Origin of the sequence: Roseivirga sp. 4D4 (assembly GCF_001747095.1) — a bacterium.
Taxonomy (GTDB): Bacteria; Bacteroidota; Bacteroidia; order Cytophagales; family Cyclobacteriaceae; genus Roseivirga.
Genome location: NZ_MDGP01000001.1, coordinates 3,043,872 through 3,067,135 on the forward strand (window position 1 = coordinate 3,043,872; position 23,264 = coordinate 3,067,135).

19 protein-coding genes are annotated in these 23,264 nt (G+C 38.1%); 6 read left to right on the forward strand and 13 right to left on the reverse strand.

Annotated features, from left to right (window positions below; genetic code table 11):
* Positions 1-54: 54 nt before the first annotated feature.
* From BFP97_RS13475 to BFP97_RS13485, 3 genes are read left to right on the forward strand one after another with little or no spacing between them, the layout of a single operon-like run.
* Positions 55-1,371 carry a UDP-glucose dehydrogenase family protein gene (locus BFP97_RS13475; protein WP_069842922.1) on the forward strand — a complete coding sequence of 439 codons (1,317 nt, stop codon included), beginning with the start codon at positions 55-57 and terminating at the stop codon, positions 1,369-1,371.
* A 4-nt stretch (positions 1,372-1,375) separates the two neighbouring features.
* Entirely contained in the window at positions 1,376-2,362 is a 987-nt protein-coding gene (locus tag BFP97_RS13480) for a UDP-glucuronic acid decarboxylase family protein (RefSeq protein ID WP_069842923.1), read from the forward strand.
* Positions 2,363-2,400: 38 nt separating this feature from the next.
* Entirely contained in the window at positions 2,401-3,810 is a 1,410-nt protein-coding gene (locus BFP97_RS13485; protein WP_069842924.1) for a capsule assembly Wzi family protein, read from the forward strand.
* Between the two features lies 1 nt (position 3,811).
* On the opposite strand, the gene BFP97_RS13490 is transcribed toward BFP97_RS13485, so the two are convergent.
* The 3 genes from BFP97_RS13490 to BFP97_RS13500 form a co-directional block, all read right to left on the reverse strand.
* Positions 3,812-5,194 (reverse strand): exopolysaccharide biosynthesis polyprenyl glycosylphosphotransferase, encoded by a 1,383-nt coding sequence (locus BFP97_RS13490; protein WP_069842925.1) that lies wholly within the window; start codon positions 5,192-5,194, stop codon positions 3,812-3,814.
* A gap of 98 nt (positions 5,195-5,292) precedes the next feature.
* Positions 5,293-6,798, reverse strand: coding sequence for a capsule assembly Wzi family protein (locus BFP97_RS13495; protein WP_170827469.1), 1,506 nt, complete (start codon positions 6,796-6,798; stop codon positions 5,293-5,295).
* Between the two features lie 14 nt (positions 6,799-6,812).
* Entirely contained in the window at positions 6,813-7,865 is a 1,053-nt protein-coding gene (locus tag BFP97_RS13500; RefSeq protein ID WP_069842927.1) for an NAD-dependent epimerase/dehydratase family protein, read from the reverse strand.
* A gap of 167 nt (positions 7,866-8,032) precedes the next feature.
* On the opposite strand from BFP97_RS13500, the gene BFP97_RS13505 reads away from it, so the two are divergent.
* Both BFP97_RS13505 and BFP97_RS13510 read left to right on the forward strand, forming a co-directional pair.
* Positions 8,033-8,701, forward strand: coding sequence for a hypothetical protein (locus BFP97_RS13505; protein WP_139135305.1), 669 nt, complete (start codon positions 8,033-8,035; stop codon positions 8,699-8,701).
* A complete protein-coding gene (locus BFP97_RS13510) occupies positions 8,701-10,374 on the forward strand; it encodes a capsule assembly Wzi family protein (RefSeq protein ID WP_083262558.1) in 1,674 nt (557 codons plus the stop codon). Before BFP97_RS13505 ends, BFP97_RS13510 begins: the two co-directional genes overlap by 1 nt.
* Before the next feature lie 4 nt (positions 10,375-10,378).
* Here the strand turns inward: BFP97_RS13510 and BFP97_RS13515 are convergent, their stop codons facing one another.
* The 4 genes from BFP97_RS13515 to BFP97_RS13530 form a co-directional block, all read right to left on the reverse strand.
* Entirely contained in the window at positions 10,379-11,200 is an 822-nt protein-coding gene (locus tag BFP97_RS13515) for a class I SAM-dependent methyltransferase (RefSeq protein WP_069842929.1), read from the reverse strand.
* The gene (locus BFP97_RS13520; RefSeq protein ID WP_069842930.1) at positions 11,200-11,970 is read right to left on the reverse strand and encodes a WecB/TagA/CpsF family glycosyltransferase; all 771 of its coding nucleotides are present in this window, start codon (positions 11,968-11,970) and stop codon (positions 11,200-11,202) included. Before BFP97_RS13520 ends, BFP97_RS13515 begins: the two co-directional genes overlap by 1 nt.
* 50 nt (positions 11,971-12,020) lie before the next feature.
* Positions 12,021-12,782, reverse strand: coding sequence for a glycosyltransferase family 9 protein (locus BFP97_RS13525; RefSeq protein ID WP_170827470.1), 762 nt, complete (start codon positions 12,780-12,782; stop codon positions 12,021-12,023).
* A 165-nt stretch (positions 12,783-12,947) separates the two neighbouring features.
* Complete coding sequence (locus BFP97_RS13530; protein WP_069842932.1) at positions 12,948-14,102, reverse strand: glycosyltransferase family 4 protein; 1,155 nt, start codon at positions 14,100-14,102, stop codon at positions 12,948-12,950.
* Between the two features lie 199 nt (positions 14,103-14,301).
* Here BFP97_RS13530 and BFP97_RS13535 point away from each other — a divergent pair, with 199 nt between their 5' ends.
* Complete coding sequence (locus tag BFP97_RS13535) at positions 14,302-15,078, forward strand: class I SAM-dependent methyltransferase (RefSeq protein WP_069842933.1); 777 nt, start codon at positions 14,302-14,304, stop codon at positions 15,076-15,078.
* A gap of 15 nt (positions 15,079-15,093) precedes the next feature.
* Here BFP97_RS13535 and BFP97_RS13540 read toward each other — a convergent pair whose 3' ends face one another.
* From BFP97_RS13540 to BFP97_RS13565, 6 genes are all read right to left on the reverse strand, one after another.
* Positions 15,094-16,239: an O-antigen ligase family protein gene (locus tag BFP97_RS13540; RefSeq protein WP_139135306.1), complete on the reverse strand. Its 1,146-nt coding sequence runs from the start codon at positions 16,237-16,239 to the stop codon at positions 15,094-15,096.
* Positions 16,240-16,530: 291 nt separating this feature from the next.
* A complete protein-coding gene (locus BFP97_RS13545) occupies positions 16,531-17,775 on the reverse strand; it encodes an oligosaccharide flippase family protein (RefSeq protein WP_069842935.1) in 1,245 nt (414 codons plus the stop codon).
* Positions 17,776-17,806: 31 nt separating this feature from the next.
* Entirely contained in the window at positions 17,807-18,880 is a 1,074-nt protein-coding gene (locus tag BFP97_RS13550) for a hypothetical protein (protein WP_083262561.1), read from the reverse strand.
* A 31-nt stretch (positions 18,881-18,911) separates the two neighbouring features.
* Positions 18,912-19,697: a 2OG-Fe(II) oxygenase gene (locus BFP97_RS13555; RefSeq protein ID WP_083262562.1), complete on the reverse strand. Its 786-nt coding sequence runs from the start codon at positions 19,695-19,697 to the stop codon at positions 18,912-18,914.
* Positions 19,694-20,653, reverse strand: a complete 960-nt coding sequence (locus BFP97_RS13560) for a glycosyltransferase family 2 protein (protein ID WP_069842937.1) — start codon at positions 20,651-20,653, stop codon at positions 19,694-19,696. The genes BFP97_RS13555 and BFP97_RS13560 overlap by 4 nt, the downstream gene beginning before the upstream one ends.
* A gap of 21 nt (positions 20,654-20,674) precedes the next feature.
* Entirely contained in the window at positions 20,675-23,248 is a 2,574-nt protein-coding gene (locus BFP97_RS13565; RefSeq protein WP_069842938.1) for an SLBB domain-containing protein, read from the reverse strand.
* Positions 23,249-23,264 lie beyond the last annotated feature (16 nt).

Here is a 23,264-nt window from a genome sequence, read left to right on the forward strand (position 1 = left end):
TTATTGAAATAAAAGAAACAACCTCACGATACTTTTGAATCAAATAATTCAAAGATGAAAATTACGATAGTAGGAACAGGATACGTAGGATTAGTCACAGGAACGTGTTTTTCGGAAGTAGGAATAGATGTTACTTGCGTGGACATCGACCAGAAAAAGATAGATGGCCTTAAAGAAGGTGTCATGCCGATCTATGAGCCCGGATTAGAGACAATGGTTTTGAAAAACGTTGAGAAAGGTAGACTCAATTTCTCGACAAGCCTCAAAGAAAGTATTCAAGATTCTGAAGCTGTTTTTATTGCCGTTGGTACACCTCCCGGAGAAGATGGCAGCGCTGATTTAAAGTATGTTTTGGCAGTAGCCAAAGAAGTTGGGGAGTACATGAACGACTACATTGTAGTGGTTACAAAGAGTACCGTGCCCGTAGGAACTGCCCAAAGAGTAAAAAACACTGTTTCTCAAGCTCTAGCTGATAGAAACTCCGAACTCTCTTTTGATGTGGCTTCTAATCCGGAGTTTTTAAAAGAAGGTGCCGCTATCCAAGACTTTCTTAAACCTGACCGCATTGTGGTAGGTGTTGAGACCGAAAGGGCTCAAAAAATTATGGAGAAACTCTACAAGCCATTTTTACTCAATGGACACCCAACGATATTTATGGATGTACCTTCAGCAGAAATGACCAAGTATGCTGCAAACTCAATGTTGGCAACTAAGATTAGCTTTATGAACGACATTGCCAATCTCTGCGAGATTATGGGAGCAGATGTTAATATGGTTCGTAAAGGCATTGGCAGTGACTCACGAATAGGAACAAAATTTATTTACCCTGGCGTAGGGTACGGAGGTTCATGTTTTCCAAAAGATGTAAAGGCCTTAATTAAAACTGCAGAGGAAAATGGATATCAAATGCGTGTTCTGAAGTCTGTAGAAGATGTTAATAATGACCAAAAATCCGTTCTAGTCAATAAAGTTAAGAGTCACTTTGGAAATGACTTGAGCGGTATGACTTTCGCAGTTTGGGGACTTTCATTCAAGCCTAAGACAGATGACATGAGAGAAGCCCCATCAATTGTAATCATCAATCAACTGCTGGGATTAGGTGCCCAAATAAAGGCATTTGACCCAGTCGCGATGGAAGAAGCTCATAGAGATTTAGGTGATACAATAACTTATACTAAAGATGAGTATGAAGCACTCGTGGATGCGGATGCATTGCTCCTTGTCACTGAGTGGCCAGAATTCCGAATTCCGAATTTTACTGTGGTAAGTAAGCTTCTCAAGAATAAAATCATTTTCGATGGACGAAATGTTTATGACCAGAATGAAATGAAGGAGCTTGGTTATACTTACTTTGGCATTGGATTGAACTAGGATCATGAAAGAAAGAGTGCTGATTACTGGTGCGGCAGGTTTCTTGGGCTCTCATCTATGCGATCGATTCGTCAATGAGGGTTTTGAAGTGATAGGCATGGACAACCTAATAACAGGTAGTCTAGACAATATTGCGCATTTGATGCCTCTTGAAAACTTTGAATTTCACCATCATGATGTGTCTAATTTTGTTCATGTCTCTGGAAAACTTGACTATATCTTACATTTTGCCTCCCCGGCAAGCCCAATAGACTACCTCAAAATACCCATCCAGACTTTAAAGGTTGGCTCATTGGGTACTCATAACTTGTTAGGTCTAGCTAGGGTGAAAAAGGCAAGGATGCTTATCGCTTCGACTTCAGAGGTTTATGGGGACCCATTAGTGCATCCACAGGTGGAAGAGTACTACGGTAACGTCAATCCAGTTGGACCTAGAGGAGTTTATGACGAAGCGAAAAGATTCCAGGAAGCCATTACTATGGCCTACCACACTTATCATAAATTAGAGACGAGAATAGTACGGATTTTCAATACTTACGGCCCAAGGATGAGGTTAAATGACGGACGTGTTTTACCTGCATTTATAGGTCAGGCCCTCAGAGGAGAAGACCTTACGGTATTTGGAGATGGTAGTCAGACTAGATCTTTCTGCTATGTAGATGATCAGGTAGAAGGAATTTTCAGACTGTTGATGTCCGATTATCCTTATCCGGTCAATATTGGTAACCCTGATGAGATCACCATCTCCCAGTTTGCAGAGGAAATAATAAAGCTTACTGGCACCGATCAAAAAGTAATCTACAAACCACTACCTAAGGATGATCCAATGCAGCGTCAACCAGATACTTCCAAAGCAAAGAAAATACTTGGCTGGGATGCCAAAGTCGATCGCAAGGTAGGGTTAAAGATCACATACGAATATTTCAAATCACTACCTGAAGAGAAGTTGCACAAAACTGAGCACAAAAATTTTTCTTCATTTATCAAGTAGCTTTACAACCTTTTTAACGTTAATGAAGTCTAATGTATATGGTCAGAATTAGACTTATTTTTTTATTATTTATTGCTTATTCAAGTCTTTATAGCCAAGAATATGCAGGTGACAGCAGTCGTTCTGCAATACACAACCTAAAATTTGAGGGAGGAGTCTTGATAAGCGCCAAGGACAAGTTGCCTTTCTGGATGAAATCGAACAATTCCAATCGATTTACAGCTGAATCTGCCAACTCACACTACCAAATTTTAGACTACCGTGGAAGTTATCCAGTGATTGAGGGGTTCAATTTGAATTGGGAATTTGAGTCAATTCTCAATATACGCGAGCGCGTTAATGGCAAATTCATTCAAGCCAACTTTGGCTTTGAAACAAATTTTCTCAGATTCAGAATGGGCTATGATGAGGAATTCTTCGGACTTAGTGATACTACACTGAGCATTGGGAATTTAGTCTATGGGAATAATGCAAGACCCATTCCTAAGGTGTTGGTATCAACAAACGGCTGGCAAAAAAGCCCAGTACTTGGTAAAAATTTATCTTTCCAGGCCTATTTAGCTCATGGCTGGTTTGAACAAAATAGATTTCAAAGTGAAGCTATGCTCCACCAAAAATACCTTTACTTAAGAGCCAAGTTATTTCAAAATAAGCTCACGTTAATAGGGGGACTAAATCATAATGCACAATGGGGTGGGAGTAACTCGCAAAATGAAAGCACTCAGCCAACAGGTCTTAAGAACTATGCAAGAATTTTCTTAGGGTCATCCGGAGGTAGTGATGCACTATCGACCGACCAACGAAACGCACTTGGAAATCACCTCGGTAGCTATGATTTAAGGGGGAGCTTTGAATTCAAAAGCTTCGTATTGACAAATTATTGGCAATTCTTATGGGAAGATAAATCAGGCTTGACACCTTTTAATTGGAGAGATGGCCTTATAGGGGCTTCTATTCATTTCAAGAATAGCAGACTAATCAAGAAAGTGCTGTTAGAAGTCGTGAGAACCAATAACCAAAATGCACAAAAAGTAGCGGATGACGGCACCACAATATTTGAACCCGACAATTTCTTTAATAACTCCGTATATAGAACAGGGTGGTCTTATCATAATCAAGTAATTGGAAACCCAATTTTCTTACTTTTAAATGAGGGGTCAACCTCCTCATCAAGAATTAAGAATAGCATTAATGCCGTGAATATTGGAATCAGCGGATCAATTAGAAAGCTAAACTATCAGGTCAACTATATTGACTTTCAGAACAAGGGCACCAAGTTTGAAGTTATTGACCCATCATTGAGATTAAGGGCTGTCAATGTCGCATTGAATTACCAGCTATCAAGCTATGCAAGTTTCGGTAGCACACTCAATTATCAAGAAGCCAATTTTGGATCTCAGAGAAATTTTGGTTTACGACTCCAGTATACCAAGAGTTTAACTTTCTAGACTAATAAGCCTTTTCTTGGCCCTTCATAATACCCAAAACCGTCAATAGCACTATTTTAATATCCAAAAGGAATGACCAATTCTGTAGATAGAACCTATCAAGCTTAACTCTTGAACTCATCTGATGGTATTCGTTGATCTCTCCTCTGTACCCCATAGCCTGAGCCAATCCAGTCACTCCTGGTCTTGACTCATGCCTTTTAGCGAACTTTTCTACTTTAGACTTATAGGCATTATTCAAAGAGATTGGGTGTGGCCTGGGACCCACCACCGACATCTGACCCACAAGAACATTCAGAAATTGAGGGAATTCATCTAACGAAGTTCTCCTTAGGAAGGAACCAAATTTTGTTGTTCGGGGGTCATTTCTGGCTGCCCACATAGTATCTGCATGCTCATTTAGCACCATAGTTCTAAACTTCAAACAAAGGAACCTTGACCCATCTTTACCCTCTCTGTACTGTTTAAAGAAGACAGGGCCTCTGCTGTCAAGTTTTATGATTAATCCAAAAAGAGGCCACATCCATGAAAGAACAAAAACAGTAACCATTAAGGAAAATAACAAATCAAAAGAGCGTTTCACAATCCTGTTTACCAGTCCATCTAACGGCAAATTATTGATATCGATGACCGCAACACTCTCGTACCTTCGCAAGACAAAAGTCTTTAGAAGATCAGTTTTGAACTCAGGCAGTAATTTTATTCGCTTCGCATGACTATCTGCAAATTGAATTAAACTGTCTTTGGTACGCTTATTCAGTCTATCACTTATGTAAATCGAATCCAATTCAGATAAATCAAGCTTAAAAAAATCATCAAGGACACCCGCTAGGGGGTAATCATTTGTTGTATGATCTGATCGATCGACTGAGAATATACCTTTACATCTTATACCATAATGTGGTTTTCTAATGAGAAGGTCATAAAGCTTAAAGCCAAGTTGGTCATAACCGATAATTACTGTATTTCTGATATTTCCACCAAAAGTGCGATACTTATCAAGGATCAGGTGAACCGAGACGCGATATATGGTTAGCCAAACAAAGAGCAGAAGAATAAGAGACATGATAAAATGTCTGTCAATAGCACTTTCGGCAAGAAAAAGCCAGAGTAAAGAAATAATCGATACGAAAATAAATACACTGGTAAATGCCCTTTTAAAGGTATTATAGTAACTAACAGCTCTTCCAATCTTAAAATCGCGACTTACATATGACAAAATCGGCCATATAGTCAAATAAGTCAAAAAAGCATGGGTATATGGTTTTACAAGTTGAAAAGAACCAAAGGCTATGTACAAAGAGATAAAGAAGAGAAGGGATGCTATCACAAGCTCTCCAGCTATGAACAAGGGTGGGAAATATTTATTAAAACGCTTTTTCAACTTTGTTTAAAAAAACTTCAAACTGATAGCAGAAATTGAATAAATGATATAATCAAAAATACAAAACCTTGCTCTTTATCCACACTATGTATGATTTATCATTTAGTTAAATTATAGACGAAAGAGATTTCAGAGCCAAAAAGATTATAAAGATCACCAAAATCGTAAGCCAACCTTATCCCTAAGTGTATAGGCATATCATCAAATACATTCTCGTAGACAAGTTTAACTTGAGAGTAAAACTGCTCTCTCATTGGTCTAAAAACATAATCAAAACTTGTATCATTTATTATACCATCCCACTCAAAACGGCCTTCATACAATCCAGCGTATGTCCCGAAATTCTGAGTATATGTGAACAAACCTTCATACCCAAGTTTTGAACTTACCTTGCCCCTGAAACCTAAATGCACAGCCCTGAGTCTGTTGCTGGCAATGGAAACCGTATAATCTGGAAAAGATCCAAGAAACTCTTGGACTCTTTCATGGGTCAAAAAAAGTGGATTCCCTATTACTTGCCCTCCATAAGTCCAACCTGATCTATAAAGCCAGTTATTATACATATCATCACGCCCTCCAAATGAGTACCCAAAATTCTCTGTTTCAGTAGGCACTTCATTAGTCGGGTCAGGCAATCCAGGGCCTCCCTGCCATTTTGTTTGAATGTACTCAAGGTAAATTGTGTTAACAGGTGACTCTTTCTTAGGTAATGACCATTCTAAACCAAAAAGATAGTCTGTCAAACTCACATACTGCAAGCCTCCCAGATCTTCAAAAGGTTTTTGATAATTAATCGTCAACTTATGATCACCTAACCTGTGCGTGACGGTGGTCTCTATAATACCTAAATGATTGCCAAGGCCGTTGCTTTCTCCAGCCGTAGTGCCATCAGGATTGGGTATGCCTGAACCCAAAAACACCCTCAGAAAATCTGAAAAAGAACTTGGTTGTTGATCACCTTGCGGTGATATCCCACCATATTGTGCGAAATGAACGACACCAGAAGCTGCGGTCCAACCAATCTCATCTTCCAAGTCAAGCTTCAAATAGAAAGACTTCGAATGAAGAAGTGCATTTGATATGTACCTGTCACTTTCAAACCACCCATGATCCAAATGACCTTTAGTCTTGAAGTAACCATTGGTGAAAGGAACATCAACATACTCATCAATTCCTATGGAAATCATCGGAATTGGTCGAGCATTTCTGCTAATGCCCATAGAACCACTTGAGAGAGACTCTTCCAATCCTCCCCGCTGTTCCTTCTGACTACCTATCCTCAGGTATAGCCATTTATGATCTAGCCTGAGAAAGTATGTGTTCAAGAGATCATTTCTGAAAGAAAAGCCTGTTGTGAAATCGACCTGGTCCAAAATATCTTTCTGATATTGCAAATTTCCTCGAACAAAAACATTATCGCCTTCATCGACTAAGCCATAACGATCGTTCACAAGATAGAAAGGAAGAAAGCTGGGCTCTGTTGATGTTGCAGTACCAATAGCAAATTTGACATTTAAACTGTCTTTATTCGGAAAACTTTGAGCATAAGCAGAAAAAGAAGCTATCGTTAACAGAAAAAGGGCACAGAGTAATTTTGTATTCAATTTCTCAAGTTTAGTTAAGCGGATCGCTGCTTCCATGAAAGATAAATCTCTTCAAAGGTCAAATTCAAACCCTTGGTTATTGACCATCTGGGATAGTGTGCTTTCACCTTTGACAAGTCAGAAATATAACAAATATGATCCCCTGACCGATTTTGATCTGAATACTCATATCTCATTTTTTTTCCTGAAATAGAAGAAATTAAATCAAAGGCTTCTAGAATGGAGATTGAATTCTCTCTACCCCCTCCTAAATTATAAACTTCCCCAATCCTTGGTTGTATCAAAAACTCCTCGATAAAACGAGCAACATCATAAGCATGAATATTATCCCTAACTTGCTTACCCTTATAACCAAAAATGGTATAGTTCTTCTCCGTTAAATTGCACTTGATTAAATAACTCAAAAAGCCATGAAGTTCCACACCACTATGATTGGGACCAGTCAAACAGCCCCCTCTCAAACAACAAGTGGGCATTCCAAAGTATCGACCATACTCTTGCACCATGACATCCGCTGCTACTTTTGAGGCTCCAAAAATTGAGTGTTTGGATTGATCTATAGGAAAAGTCTCACTAATTCCCTCATGAAAAGTCTCATCCCCATACTCCCACCGTGTCTCATTTTCTACGATATTAAGATTATTCGGGGCATCACCGTAGACCTTATTTGTCGACATATGAACAAAAGGTATTTCAGTAGAGTAATTTCTTAATCCTTCCAAAAGGTTTAAAGTGCCTACTGCATTGACGTCAAAATCGTCAAACGGTCTTGAAGCAGCCAAGTCATGGCTTGGCTGAGCAGCACAATGGACAATTGCCTCAGGTTTTAATCGAGCAATAAGTTCTTTTACCCCCTTTCTATCTCTTATATCTTGTTCAAAGTGCTGATAGTTTGAACAAGCGATTGATAACCGTTTGATGTTCCAGGTGGTATCCCCATTGACTCCAAAAAAATCTGCCCTCATATTGTTGTCCAGCCCAAATACTTTCCAACCAAGACGATCAAAAAAGTTCACTACTTCACTTCCTATAAGTCCACCAGAACCTGTGACAAGTATAGATTTCACTGCTTACAAATTTGCACTGAATATAGAAGTGTTCTACCAGATCAAAAAATCCAATTGTGTATTATATCAGTCAGTATGACTAAGAATTACTTAATTCCTTTTTCACTATGATCAAATAGTTCCTATTTTCGACTCTTTAATGAGCAAATAGATTATATAAAATCGCATTGTCAGGACAGAATTCCAGAGTTTTAATAATAGCACTAGTACTCATTTTGATGGGGTGTAAAGACTTTAGTCTGAAGCCAGAAATTGCTGTTTATAACAATGACTTCGAATCTGAAGACTATACAGGTATAGAAGGTGTCTTTATCTCAATATTTGAGAGTAATAGGGTAATGGGTTTCTTTAATAAAAGAGGTTTCAACCTGAACTTGCCCAGTTTGCCCGAGCATGATTTCATTCGTTTGACATTCGACCTTTATGTTCATGATTCTTGGGAAGGAAATGCAAATCTCGATGGGGAGGCTCTTGATGAAAAGGATTCATGGGTATTAGAAATAGACACAGCAAAAAACCTCAAGGGAAGCGATATCCTCTATTATGAAACCACTTTTTCAAATGGCCTCTGTATTCCAGGTTTTTGTTATACTCAGTCATTTCCAGATCAATTTCCACTTACAAATGACGCCAAAAAAGGAGCATCACTTTTAACCAACGGAAGATGCTTGTGGTCTAATACACCTACTGGAACATCCATGTACAAAATGGATTTAGTATTCCCTCACAAGGATAGAACTGCGGTACTAACCTTTTATGACAAATTAAATGGAAACCTATGTGATGAAAGCTGGTCACTCGATAACCTATCTGTAAGCACCTTTAAGAAAGAGTAATGTTTAGAAAATCATTTATTGGTTTCATTTTATACGCTGTAACTGCTACTTCATTCGCTCAAACGGTTACGTTAGGTTCTGCAATAGTTCAAGATTACCTCAGACGTGAACAGTTGAAAGGAAGCTTCGACAGCACCTTTTCTTTCAATTACCGACCAATAGTTTTCTCAAAAAATGGTATTGATGAAACGAATCTTCCACAAGAATTGTCAGGAATTTACAAGCCAATTTACTCAAGAAAATCATCGAAAGTAGCACTTCTTCCTTTAGACTTTAGAATTGCATATGACCATGATCACCCTGACAGTAGAAATGATGGGGCTATGATAAGGTCAAGAGGTCTTCAAACTTATTTAAGTGCAGGCATTTATGCCGAACTTGGACCACTGTCCATTCAACTAAAGCCTGAATTTATTTTTGCCGAAAACAATGCTTATCAAGGCTTTCCCGAAAAGCCACGGCATTGGGAAAGTACATGGCTAACAAGATATGCCTTCTGGAATCAAATAGACGAACCCGAGCGCTATGGCACAGATAGTTATTATAAACTCCTACCAGGGCAGTCAAGTATAAGATTAAATAAATGGGGGCTTTCCTTAGGTTTATCTACAGAAAATATCTGGTGGGGACCCTCAAGAAGAAACAGCCTAATGATGAGCCATAATGCTCAGGGCTTTGCCCATATTACCTTGAATACTCAAAGGCCAATAAAAACAGCTATTGGTAGTTTTGAAGGTCAGTTTATCACAGGTAGACTTGAAGCCTCTGATTATAATCCACCTGCGGCTGACCAAACTTTTAGGGGTTTTATTGCTTTCATACCTAAACCCGATGATTGGAGATATCTTCAAGCAGTTTCTTTCTCTTATTCTCCTAAGTGGATCAAGGGGTTATCGCTGGGCATTACTAGATGGGTACAGCAATACTATGAGACAGTAAAAGAGACCAATGATTACTTCCCCGCATTTTCTAATCTATTCAGAAACAATGACAACAACGTTACACTAGATGAACAAGCTAGAGATCAAGCAGCAAGTATCTTCGGAAGATGGATTTGGTATGATTCAAAAGCCGAGTTTTATTTCGAGTTTGGCAAAAATGATGCAGCTGCCAACCTTAGAGATTTACTGGTTGATACAGATCACTCGCGTGCCCTGACGGTCGGCATTAATAAACTCTTCCCAACTTCCGATCCAGACGCTGATCTTCAGTTCAATTTTGAATGGACCCAAATGTCACAAACTGAAAGTCGGTTTGCTAGAAACGCAGGAGCTTGGTATCATCATAGTAGTGTACGAGATGGATATACGAACAATGGAGAGGTCCTTGGATCGGGTCTTGGACCTGGTGGAAATGGACAGTACTTGGAACTATCTTGGCTGAAAGGGTTGAAAAAAATAGGAGGAGCTATTGAAAGGCGTGTGCACAATAACGACTTTATGACAGCGGCTTTCTCCACTGACTTCACCAGATACTGGGTAGACTATAACATATATGGCTTCTTAGATTTTCAGTATCAGAAAATGTTAATTTCAGTGTCTGCTTTTTATACGCACTCACTTAATTATCAGTGGGAAGTTCGGTTTGACCCCAACGGTTCTCCTTTTCAATACAGGCCAGGAAAAGACAGGAACAACTTAAACCTAGACTTCAAAATCCTCTATACTTTCTAAACCTTTAATAGCTGGGAGTCTTAAGATTAAACCCTTGATCAGTAGACTTCTTTTGAACCACAGCTTCTAAACCTGAAGCCAAAAACTTTGTAATTGAGCCTATATACAGTAAGCTATTCCAAATACCATTTCTAAAACCAGTACTCTTTTGAGTACCATAGCTAAAGTAGTTGATAGATATATCGAAGTCTTCCGAAAGGCATTTGAAGTAGTACTTAATTTCCTTAGCTGAATATTCTTTCCAGTGGTGCCCATAAGTCACTTCCGAAAATATTTCGTCAACCTTAATACCCAAAGATTTCATTCTTAGCAAGTTGAATTGGGCTCTGACTAGATGGGGTAAAGAAAAAGCATTTGGGGTTGTTATGTAAATATACCCTCCATCGGCTAGTTGATTATAAATACATTTCCAAAACCGAATAGGATTGAATGTTATATGCTCCAGAATTTCTGTGAAAATCACTAGGTCATAATCCCCAGAAAGATTCTTATTAAGATCAAAATGTTGAAGGTTATTTTCAGTAATCCCTTTAATCTCAAAGTCCTTACTTCGTTGGATTACGAAATCCATCTCCCAAAAGGCTGAGACGTCAACAGACTCAACATCGAAATTAAGTTCAGAAAGAATAGATGCCGTTTGAAGATAATGACCTCCTACCTCTAGTATTTTACCTCCCTGCGGCAATAATTCAGAGACGCTTGTAGCCAACTTCCGAAACCTTTGTTTATGATAACGGAAATATTCAATATCACGCGAGTAGCTGACATTCTTAACATCTTGTTCAACAACGTCAATCGCTGTGTCAATCTTTTGACTTAGTAACATTAAAGACTAGGATCTTTTTTTAATAGCTTGAATTTAAGATAATAGTAAATAAACATTGAGTTGGTCAGGAGATATCTTTTCCAAAGTCTTTTTGGCTCCTGGAACAGCCTATATAACCATTCTAAACCCATACCCTGCATCCAATTAGGTGCTTGTTTTAGGGTACCGGCATGAAAATCAAAAGCTGCACCAACCGCCATCATCACTGCATTTACTTTGCCTTTATGATCTGCTACCCAAAACTCTTGTCTTGGACAACCTCTGCCTACTAAGACTATATTGGCCTTACTCTCATTGATTTTCTCAATGTCTTCCTTATCCTCTTCATCTGAAGCATCTCTAAACCGATCAATGTGCATTCCGCAAATCACCACGTTTGGAAACTCCTCTTGTATAAAGGCATTGAGCTTTGTCAATGTATCTTCAGTACTTCCATAAAGGTATACACTCAAACCTTCAATATTGGCTTTCTTCAATACCCAAAGTGTGAGTTCTGGTCCATATACTCTTTCCTTCATTCCTAATTTATAAAAACTATTTAGCGCCCATCTCACTGGTTGACCATCAGGAACGATTAAATCAATTTTATTGATTACGTCTCTTAACTCTACATTCACGAGGCTCTCTATCAAGCCATGAACAGCTAGCGCTGACACTCCGAAACTATTTCTCTTCGAGGCGTAATCGATAATAATTTCCGAAGCAGAATTGTAATCTACATCGGCATATTCTGGAACAAATAGTTTATACTTTCTAAAAGTAGAACTCATACCAAAAGGGCATTTTTTAACATCTATACTTAATTAATCATTTAGAGCATTTACTCAATTGGGGCTGCTTGCCGAATAGCCTCTAATACTGTAATAGGCTCTACTTCTTCTATCGATGGAAACTCATATCGCTTAGTGTTCATTATGTCATAAGAGGTAACTTGGTTTGAAAATACCGCAAATTGACTAGGGTTCAAGGAGTACATCGGGTTGGTGGGGCCATAAAGAATAACCGAGCTGGTATTAAAGGCCCATGAGGCTTGCTCAGCAAAGGAATTGACTCCCACAAGCAATTGTGCATGTTTAACCAGTAGAAAGCTCTCATAAATTGTTGTCTTACCTCTCAGGTCAATTGCATTTTCGATCGCTGGATCAGCTTCGGTACCTATCTGATAGACTATTTCATAATCTTTCTTTAACTCTTCCAAGAGCTCATCCCATGCAGTCTTCTTCCAATTCTTTTCTTTGAGCCAGCCTCCAGCTGTAGGTTGAATCACAATATAGTTCTTAGACGCTATGTGCTTATTAAAAAACATTTGATGATCTAAGGCATTAACAACTAATTGAGGCTTGTACTTAAACTCACTACCTAAACCAGCCAGTTTTGCCATAATATGAGCACAGTGCAAAGGCTCATTCTTTACCCATGGAATAAAATCATAGTATGTATAACTAAGCCAAATGACTGGGAAAGTAAGGAATGAGTGATTAGCAGTTTCGTAGTCATAGAATAGTTCAGGGTAGCTCGCACTTACGATCAAATTGCTCTCAATATATTTTTCTCTCAGAGCATTGACTATTGAAGTCGCCATTATGCAATCTCCTAAGCCGCCATCTCTTATTACAACCAACTTCTTAGGCCTATAAAATTTAAGTAGCCATAAGGAAAGCCTTGTAATAAATACCTTTCTCAACGCAGAAAAATGCTCTTGAATGCTATATGGCCTTTTTACTCTCATTTTATCAAATGAACCTATTCAACGTTGCTTCTTTTTAATTACTAAAGAGTAAAGCCCTATCAATTTTTCATAACCCTTCTGCTCAGTATATTTATTCTGGTAGTCGAGATATGCATTTTCACCAAGTCTCATAGATATAGACTTTTCAGCATCTAGCTTTTCAACAATCTCAACGAGCTTATCTACATCTTCATATTTCAAGCCATTGTAGTTCTCAATAATCATTGAACTCATTGCTCCTCGATCTCTCGAAACTACAGCCTTGCTATTCGAGAATGCTTCTAAAATCACCATCGGCATACCTTCATAATACAAACTCGGAAATATAACCGCCCTGCATCTTTTCATGTGATCCAAGACCACATCCCTTCCTTGTTCGCCAAGATAATCTACATTGTTAAACTCATTAAAGATGTCTTGATTGTCGGCTTTGCCGATCACTACGAATTTCGACCTAATGTTTCTTTCGAATAAATACAGAAGGTCTTGAAGCCCCTTGTAATCATCAACCTTACCTACAAAAAGAAAAAAATCATCGTAAGTAACCGTTGAATTATCTCTCTTAATAAAATTTGGCTTTACATATAGTTTACTCGCTGGCAACCCTCCAGAAGCCAACAGGTCCTTCTGGAACTCTGTTAAACAAAAGAAAGCATCTACTCTTCGTGACCATGTCTCAGAATTCCTATGATGCTGAAGTACATTTGCTTGAATGGCTGTGGCCAGGTAGGAATCTCTATAACACTTATACTTAATTGAATTGTAAAACGACTTATTCAAGCATTTCTCACACACAGCACCCTTCCTAAACATTAAGCTGTTAGTACACACCATTTTATAATTATGAAGTGTTTTCACAACCGGCACATTCATCTCATTGCAGACTCTATAAATCACAGGTGTGACTAATGGAAATGTATTATGAACGTGACAGATATCAGGATTTTCCTTTTCTATCAATAACTCTAGCTCTTTGGCTACAATTTCGGAGTTCCTTAGGTTGGAGTATAATCTTGCTTTTGCAAAAACATTAGCAGAACTCAAAGTCGAATTATCCTTTAAAAATTGGACTACCTGATGCCCATTTTTCTCGAGTATAATCCTTTCCTCTTCCAAAACGGTCTCTTCTCCAGTTTTACCGATAAAAATATTATGGACCTGTAGTATTTTCAATATATATGGGATTATATACTATTCGGCATCAAACTAAGCTTCTCACAGCTGATATCCATAAAAACTCCTTAGATAGAATAAAATCTCTTTTTTATCAAGTCATCTACTAAGTATCCGTTCATAAAAAATCACTCATTATCAATACCACCATTGAATAAGTATTCCTTTATCTTCGAATCAGTTTACAAAGTAATTACTAATGTCAGATCAGCAGTTCGATTCAGGTCGCCCATTTTTTTCAAATTTTCTACCTAACTCAGACTATGACTGGGAGATGTCTCGAGCTGAGAAATATACTCTAATTGGTCTCCTCGAACATCTAAAGCCAGATTGTTCCATAGAAATAGGAACATATAGGGGAGGGAGTTTACAAGTAATAAGTGAATATTCACGGAAGGTCTACTCAATAGACATCAGTAATGAACCAAAAAGAACCTTAAAGGAGAAATTTGATAATGTTAGCTTCTCGGTAGGGAAGTCTGCTGAAATATTGCCCGACCTTTTTAAAACCATTGAAAACAAGGGGGGAAAACTCAACTTCATTTTGGTTGATGGTGATCACTCAAAAATGGGAGTTTATAGAGATTTGAGAGCGATTTTAGAGTACCCTCACAAAAACGATCTGACTGTTCTAATTCATGATAGTTTCAACCCCAGATCTCGCAAAGGAATGAAGATGATCGATTATACCAAGTATAATCATGTTGAATACATCGAGTTAGATTATGTTCAAGGCTCGTTTTGGCAAAACGATACTTATAGGGAAATGTGGGGCGGCTTTGCTCTCGTTAAAATTGGTGGTAAAGAAAGGAATACTACGGTTAATGAGTCCGCTGAAAAAGCCTTTAAAGCAAGTTATAAGCACTCAGTACACCCTATTAAAGATGCTCTCCAGTTTCTGAAACCGCTTCAAAGACCTCTGTATCGTGTCTTAGGTAGAAAGAAAAAGTCTGATAAATACATGAAATTTGAGTGATACGAACGTCTCTTTTCAATCTGATTTTAGTTTTAACCGACTCATTGGATTACTATATTGTACGTGTTTTTTGCTATCAATATACTGATCCTCTCCATGGCCTATCATCCACCATGTTACTAATGAAATAAAGAGATAAGCCTCCACATTAGCTGTTAGGAGCGGTAGCAAAAGTCCAAACTTAACAGAGGCGGCAATGAAAGGAACCATTTTTTCCTCATTAGAGCCTAAGGTGCGCTGATAAGCAAAACAGTGTTTGATTCCTAAGAACAAGACAAGGAAATAAATAAAGGCACCTAAGAACCCCATTTGTACTCCATAGATTAAAAACTGATTTTCCCCACCAACTATTAGGTCACTCTCAACCCCACCAACATTTCCACTGGTTCCCAAACCTATACCAAATGGATTATTGATCATACTATCAATTGCTTCCAGCCAATCCAAAACATGTGTCAAACTTGAAGAGTTCTGAAAAGTAATTGTGTCAATGACAAAATATCTTAGCTCGTCAGAAGCTAGAAACATAAAGTAAAGACCAAAAACTGAAGCTAAGACGAATGTACTCAGAATTATACGATAATACTTTAGCTGAAATGCCACAAATACTAGCATCACAAAAAATGCCAGGAAAGTGGCTCGAGAATAAGCAAATAAAAGGCTCAGGAGACCTAATACAAGAAAGAAAAAGTATATCAGCTTGTTGGTTTTATTTTTAGAATTTACCATCTGATAAATGGTATATGACACCAAGAGAAGCATTGAAGCTGAAAGCTCCAAAGGATTAGCATAGAGAGATGCATACCGAGGTTTACCACCTTGCGCTTCAAATGTATAGCCAATACCAAAGACTCCTTTTAAATCGATGTCCTTCATTTCTCTATGATAGAGTGCGGAATCGATGAATGCATGTAAGTGATAGCCTACCATCTTCTCAAATACAACCACTATTGTCGTAACGAGAGTAAGTCCCAAGAAGAGCTTAAAACCTGTATTCCAATCGGCATAGGTCAATTTTGTATTTCTCCCGAACAAATAAAAGACAGGAATAAGTAACACATTCTTCAGATAAACAATCTTATTGATGAATGCTGCTTCGCCAACAGGAAGGATGGCATAGGCTATAGCTATTAGTGTAAATAGAAAGAGAGTTTTATCCAATAAGCCTAATTTCCATTGCCTCTTTATATGATTTTGAGAGCCAAAAAGAATCATAATTGCTCCACCAAAGATTAGAACCTCTTTAGAATACTGTAAAATCTGGTTAAGAACTGGGACTTTAAAACCTACATAAATAATATTCAAGAAAACGGAATAAACCGGCAAAATCAGTATACAGTAAAAAAGTAGGTATTTAAAATCAGCCTTCAGAAGCTGTTGTGCTATGTATATATAGAATATAGCATACGCAATTAGTAATAAGGAAGCAACAATGCTCAACTCTATAGGGTGTTAAAAATTTGGACTTGCTGATAACCTCAGCATCATGCCATGAGCAGCAAAGTTAATTACTTCTGTCAGTAGAAGAGCAAAAGCTAGGCCCATGGCACCATAATAATAACTACCAATTAATGATGCCAATACCATAAAGCAGGCAGTAACCCAAGTAGCCTTGACCAATTCAGACTTCCGCTCAGTAGCCAAAATCTTTGTTATGTTCTTCACGTTAAGAGCACTCATAAAGGGAATAAAGGACATTACTCGGAGTAAATCTGCACTGAAATCAATATAATCTCCTCCAACAACTCGAATGACATATGGAGCTCCTAAAGAAAAGCTTATTCCTATGAATAGTGTAATTGCCAGACTTGTAATATACGCCTTTGAGAGGTAGGCGTGATACTTAACTCTGTCTTCATGATACATTCTTGTTGCTTGTTGAAGTATAGATTGCACAATGAACATAGGTACCAATCTTAATAAGAATGCCACTCTCTGCGCCAACGCATACTGACCCAATTGAAAATCCGAAATAAAATTACTTAGAATCACTACTCCCCCATGTATAGAAATATGACCTGCAATCGTAGAGAGGAAGTAGTGAAAGTTCTCTCGAAACCTAACTTGCAACGCACTAAAGGTTGGTGGTCTCAGCTTTATCTTTTCTGCCCTATAAATTAAATGTAACAACACTACGTTCACCATGAAGGCACTCATTCCAAATAGAAAATTGACCCATTTGGCCTGAGTAGGTGATCTTAGAATTAGATAAATGGAAAAAGCATATATGACTTTTGTAACAACATTTCCGTAAGCCAGCCAGGAAATTCTATCCAGTCCTTGCAAAATAAACATTGGGAAAACGGCCTCGTTCAAGAGAATTATGGTGGAAAACAGTAATATGACGGACTGCCGATGAAATACACCAAAAACGTTTATTAACAGTAAAAGAACAGAGAACAACAGAACAGCAACGAAAAGTCTTGTCCAAAGTATTTCGTTAATCAGAACTTCCTTCTTTTCTAAGCTGTGTCTCACTAGCGCCAGTCTTTTGGGACCATTCAGGTGAAAGCCATAATTCACCAGAATGCTGAAAAGCATCACTATAGAAAGAGAAAGGTTAATCACACCAAAAACATCCTCGCCCAAAGTCTGAAAGACATATGGAGTCACCACAAGGGCTACAAGTACATTGACTCCTTGATTGAGAGATAGGTTAATAAAGTTTTTGGAATGTACCTGTTTTAAAAAGCGCAAGTTTTTAGCTAAAAGTTGTTCACTTTGAAAACTAATTTTTCAAAGCGATACTAAACATACGCTTTAAGGTAAAGTAAAGAAGCATTAGAGCCAAACCAACAACAATGCCAACAACAAGTGTTTTGAAAAGTTTCCATTGGTTGTGTTGAAGTGGGTATTTGGGAATATCAATCACTTGAATCAAAGGAGTATTATTGCGTAAAGAAATCTTAGCAATTTCTAACTGTTTAACTATCTCCTGATAAACAGCACCATTCGCCTGTACCTGAATCAATGCCTTCTGATAAGGAACTTGACTCATTCTGTAAAGCGGGTTAGGATTCGGGACGCTCTCTTCGGCTTGTGCCAAAAAAAGCAACGACTCATCTAAAGCAGTTCTTACACTATCAGCCTGTTTAGTAAGTGCCTCTACACTTAAACTCGCCTTTTTAGCTTTAGTCTGTTGGTAAAATTGATTTACATTTCTAACATGAATTTCATTAAACGCCTTGGCCAACTCTTCATCTTTGCTGTAAAAGCCAATCTCCAAAATCGAGGTCTTTCTGTTTGGTTTAGCCACATGCAAAAACTGCTCTTGCACCAACAGAGATAACTCAAACAAAACGCTATCCTGTGCCCGTGAAAAATCTTCTCTAGGTAACTTAAAACTATCTAAGTCCAGGTCTTTTTTTATTAAATCATCATTCAATTCCAATACACTGGACAAACGACTAATTAATTGCTCATTACCGGATTGGAAATCATAACTGAACAAAAGAGTCTTCTGAATCATATTAAATGACCTATATAGCGCCTGAATATTGTCTATCTGAAAAAGTGTATTCCCGTCAGTAATGGAGCCCAAATTAATGCCCGCCACAGAGGCTAAAGAAGATATTCCACCTAAACTTGAAGTACTTTCGTTTTCAAGAACAAAGGTTGTTTTGGAAAAGTACACTTTGGGTTTAAGATAATTGTATGCGACTATCAGGATAAGGATCAAAACAGTACCAATACCGATAAGCAACCACTTAGAAAAAAGATATTTAACCCAGTCGAAAAACCATTGAATTAAGAGCCCTAGTGATATCTTTTCTTCTTCAATATGATTTTCTTCTTGATTCACAATTCAATACCTTTCTTACAAAACTAGAAACTTATTTATAAACTGATTTTGATGTCTTGACATCGACTCTTTTCCTAATTAAATCAAGAATCTCTTCATCATCCCTTTGGTCTTCAGTCGGAGCATAAAGCGCTCTAGATCTTTCTGGAGCATTCTCCACAGGATCTGCTAAATAGTAGACCGCTATTGAATTACGGGAGTATCCTTGAGGACAGCTCACTGGTCTTGAAATACCATGCCATGAGTTGCAGGTTGTATCAAACAACAAAGCCCTGTTAAACTTGATTTGTACTTCCGTCTTTAGAATATTAGGTGAACCCTTTTCTTCATCATGAGACCAAAGCCCTAGGCTACCTCCCCAGTCTTCCTCCCAATCCTTTGTCAAATAAACTATCAGGTTCAACTTTCTCTGCAAACCCAATTTAGGATGAATGCTATAATCCAAGTGTGGATTTAACTTACCCCCACTACCATGCATATGCCAGCCTCCTCCATGTAATCCATTATCGGGATAAAGTTGTACACCCGTCAATTTGCTCAAAGCCTTTACAACAGGCTCTGAGTTTAAGAATTGAAGAAATTGATAAGTAACTGGTGGATAAGAGTTCCAATCATTCAGAGCTTTCTTTATTTCAAGTGGATTGTTGTATTCGAACAACTTAGTATCACCTATACTCGGGAAATCATAAAATAAATCCTCTGCCAAATTAAAAGGTAAAAACTCGTCCAGAATTAGATGCGGAAAGGGTTCTGCATTTTCATAAATAGACTGACTATCTATAATCCTTTGTATATCAAATAATTCTAAAGTGTTCATTTATACAGTTGAATATAGGAGATGTGATTTAATTTGCTTTCATCTAAGGGTTTAGTAAAACCGTGAAAAAAACCATGAAGATAGGCCCTTAGCTTTCTAAATCTCCTTTTAAAGGTAAAATATGCAATATGCCCCAGAAATGAGTATATCTGATAAATCAAGGTTGGAATTATATAAATACTCTTGACGTGCCTTCTAATGAAAAACCAATTATTCCTTGTTGCCAAGTAGTGAAAGAAGGGCTTCAAGACTCCCTCAGGATTCTCCTTTTCAGACTTAGAAGCCATCCCTACTGCATGATAAACTTTGGAATCGGCACAAAAGTACAACTGATACCCCTTTTTACGGATTTCCATGGAGTAATCCACATCATCGAAACAACCATAAAAATATAGCTCACTGGTTAATCCGACTTCTTTCACGACCGAACTCCGAATTAAAAATGCACATCCCGTAATCCAGTCTGTAGGTTTTGTGGTTTCATAGGATCCATCGTCAATTTTATTCTCACCGATTGGTGTTGGACGGGTAAATAAAGGATTATACTTTCCTCCAGCATTCCAAATCACGTTTCGATCCGACTCATAATAAATCTTAGGCTGGACAGCACCAATACTCGAGTCAGATTCGATTTTCGCTAACAAAATATTCAAAAAGTCTGGCTCAACTTTAGTGTCATTGTTCAACAACATTACATAGTCACAACCCAATTCAAGTGCCTTTCTAATCCCGCTATTATTCCCACCTGTAAACCCGAGATTCCGAGTATTTTCTACAGTAACAATCCAAGGGTGTGCGGTCTTCAATAACTCCAATGAATTATCTGAAGAGTCATTATCTACCAAAATGACCGAGATGGCCCTGTAGTGGACATTCTCCAAGGACTTCAAACAATCATGTGTTAACTCAAAGGAGTTCCAGTTAATGATTATTATTCCAATTGTAGGCGTTTCCATTGGATTAATAGTATACCTAAATTAGTTTGAGCTGGTAATTTGATTTACTACAAGAACTAATGTAGCTAAACCACTTGTGACAGCCACAACGTCTTGGATTCTAAGTGGGATTTTAAGCGGCTTAGCGGGAACAATAATCTCCGCACCTCTAGCAACCTTGGGATAAAACCTGAACCATAAAAATTTCTTGGTTCTAGCCACTGAACCATTTGCATATACTACATAAGTGCCGTTTCTCTTGGCTCGGTTATCGAAGCCGCCTGCACTGTTTATGTAATGCTTAAGAGACCTACCTTCCTCGAACCTCACAGTGGTAGGATAGAGTAGTTTTCCTCTTAACCGAACTGTTTCAGTCTTTTTTGGGATAATCAAGACATCTCCCTCCTCTAATAGAAGGTCTGCAGGAGAACCGGGTCTTTTTAAAATTTCATCAAGCTTTATACCGATCGCCTCTGCCTGCTTAAACGAGGAATTCCCTAAAAGCGAGTTCTTCTCAAGTATCTCTTTGAGTCTTTCTCTCTTGGCAAAATTAGACAATGACTGATTGCTTTCATTTTGTTCCTCCAGCCTTGTAAGGTTTTCTTCAACTCTAGCGATCATCAAATACTCGGACTCTGTCAATGTTTCAGGTTCAATCTGAAGCCTTTTTTGCAATTCGACTAAATCGTCTATTTGCTGTTCAATATCAGTTTCTTCTTCAAAAAACTCAGTTCTTCTAATTAAAGTGGCACCCTCTGCAAAAGCATAATTGTTTAATCCACCAGCTCTGGTGAGTATATCCGAAATTCTCTCTCCATGATTTTTGATTGCATACTTTCCTGGGTAGAGAACTTGCCCTTCGATACTCGCAAACTCTTGGCGATGAAAATTAGGGTTACGCCTGACAACTATATGATCAAACGGCTCAATACTGAAAGAAGCATTACTGCCAGTATTTAAAAAATTCAAATCCGTATCGACAATTAGAACTTCAGAAAGGTCAAAATTGACTTCAGACTCATCAGTCACTCTTCTATTGATATCTATGCGTTTGCCAGTCGCGGATTCTTTAAAACCTCCTGCAAATAAAATAACATCTCGCAAGGTCATCCCTTCGGAATAAGCAAAGATCCCAGTGTTATTGACTTCTCCAGAAATCTCAATGTACTTCTCCGCCCTCAAATCATTTTTGGAAAGTATATTTAACACATCCTCCTTCTGAAGTTTAATGTCAGGTATATCACCTTTTAATAATCTACCAAGATCGAAAGATATGGTTTCGGTACTTAGGTCTTCTTTGGTTCTCAGAATAAAGGCACGGTTTAAAAAAGCATCTGGTCTTATTGCAAATCCTTCTTCAATTATGGACTTAACAGTGGATTGTTCCGTAATAGAATAATTACCAGGCCTAAAAACAGCCCCTTTAATAATGACTCGGTTTTTATAACGATCCAATACCTCCTCAACTTCAAAAATATCTCCAGCCTTAGGACTAAAAACCTCAAACTGATTGGAGCTAACATCGGCAATTACTCTTTCTCCATCAATAATTCGATTCACTTTGATTGAATTCGAATAGGCATTCTCAGAAAAGCCTCCAGCATAACCTAATAAGGTCTCAAGCGATTCATTTTCTTTCAGTTCAAACTTACCAGGCGTTTTAACAGCACCCAATAATGTCACTCTATTGGTATAAGGCCCAACAATTACAACATCATTATTCTCTAGCCTAATATTCCCCTTGGAATTACCGTTTACCAAAAAATCATAAACATCAATGACACTGACTAACTTATTATCACGGAAGACTCTGATCTCTCTCAACGTTCCTTTCTCTGTAACTCCTCCGGCATTATACAAGGCATTGAATACTGTGCTTAAAGAACTCATACTGTACGTCCCTGGTATTCGGATCGCACCGACAACACTGATGCTGATAGTTCTGAGTTGACCCACGGATATGGATAGAAATGTATTTGGTTTATCACCTATTAAACCTGGGTAAACGGCTCCTAGTTTACGTCTGACAGTTGCCTTGGCTTGGTTAATAGAAAGGCCCGAGATACTTATGGGACCGACATTTTCCAGTATAATAGTCCCATCAGGATTTATCTCTGATTGGTAGTAACTCTCTGACTGTCCATAAACATCTATAAACAATTCATCTCCTGGCCCCAATCGATAATCCTCAGGAGTCGGGATATTGAGGCTATTTTGAAAAGATAGCAAAGAGCTATTACTGAAGACATCCAAACCGAATATTTCCGACCTTAAGGTACTTACCCTATCCAAAGAATCTCGATATGCCTTTCTAAGCCTGCTATCATTAATTGGAGAGGAAGAAACAGGTGAAACTCTCTTACTCTTAAAGTCCGTTATACGGTTATTTAGTTTTGCAATGTCTTCAACAGAAACTCCTTGGCCTTTAGCTAATTGTAGCAGCTCTTGTTGGGAATACCCAGCAGCATTCGCTCTTTGAATCAGCAGTTCTAACTGCTTATCCGAAAGCTCTGAAATATTAACCGAGGAGAAATCAGGTAGCGACTGTCCTATGATAAGGTGAGTGGAAAAAATTAGGGCTAAAAATAAAGCCCATTTCAATCGATATAAACGCATAGGGTGGAACTACTTA

What these genes read in the sequence shown, in the direction of transcription:
- BFP97_RS13475 (WP_069842922.1), top strand. Translation starts at nt 55, where the DNA reads ATGAAAATTACGATAGTAGGAACAGGATACGTAGGATTAGTCACAGGA.
- BFP97_RS13480 (WP_069842923.1), top strand. Translation starts at nt 1,376, where the DNA reads ATGAAAGAAAGAGTGCTGATTACTGGTGCGGCAGGTTTCTTGGGCTCT.
- BFP97_RS13485 (WP_069842924.1), top strand. Translation starts at nt 2,401, where the DNA reads ATGGTCAGAATTAGACTTATTTTTTTATTATTTATTGCTTATTCAAGT.
- BFP97_RS13510 (WP_083262558.1), top strand. Translation starts at nt 8,701, where the DNA reads ATGTTTAGAAAATCATTTATTGGTTTCATTTTATACGCTGTAACTGCT.
- BFP97_RS13515 (WP_069842929.1), bottom strand. Translation starts at nt 11,200, where the DNA reads ATGTTACTAAGTCAAAAGATTGACACAGCGATTGACGTTGTTGAACAA.
- BFP97_RS13520 (WP_069842930.1), bottom strand. Translation starts at nt 11,970, where the DNA reads ATGAGTTCTACTTTTAGAAAGTATAAACTATTTGTTCCAGAATATGCC.
- BFP97_RS13525 (WP_170827470.1), bottom strand. Translation starts at nt 12,782, where the DNA reads ATGGCGACTTCAATAGTCAATGCTCTGAGAGAAAAATATATTGAGAGC.
- BFP97_RS13535 (WP_069842933.1), top strand. Translation starts at nt 14,302, where the DNA reads ATGTCAGATCAGCAGTTCGATTCAGGTCGCCCATTTTTTTCAAATTTT.
- BFP97_RS13555 (WP_083262562.1), bottom strand. Translation starts at nt 19,697, where the DNA reads ATGAACACTTTAGAATTATTTGATATACAAAGGATTATAGATAGTCAG.
- BFP97_RS13560 (WP_069842937.1), bottom strand. Translation starts at nt 20,653, where the DNA reads ATGGAAACGCCTACAATTGGAATAATAATCATTAACTGGAACTCCTTT.
- BFP97_RS13565 (WP_069842938.1), bottom strand. Translation starts at nt 23,248, where the DNA reads ATGCGTTTATATCGATTGAAATGGGCTTTATTTTTAGCCCTAATTTTT.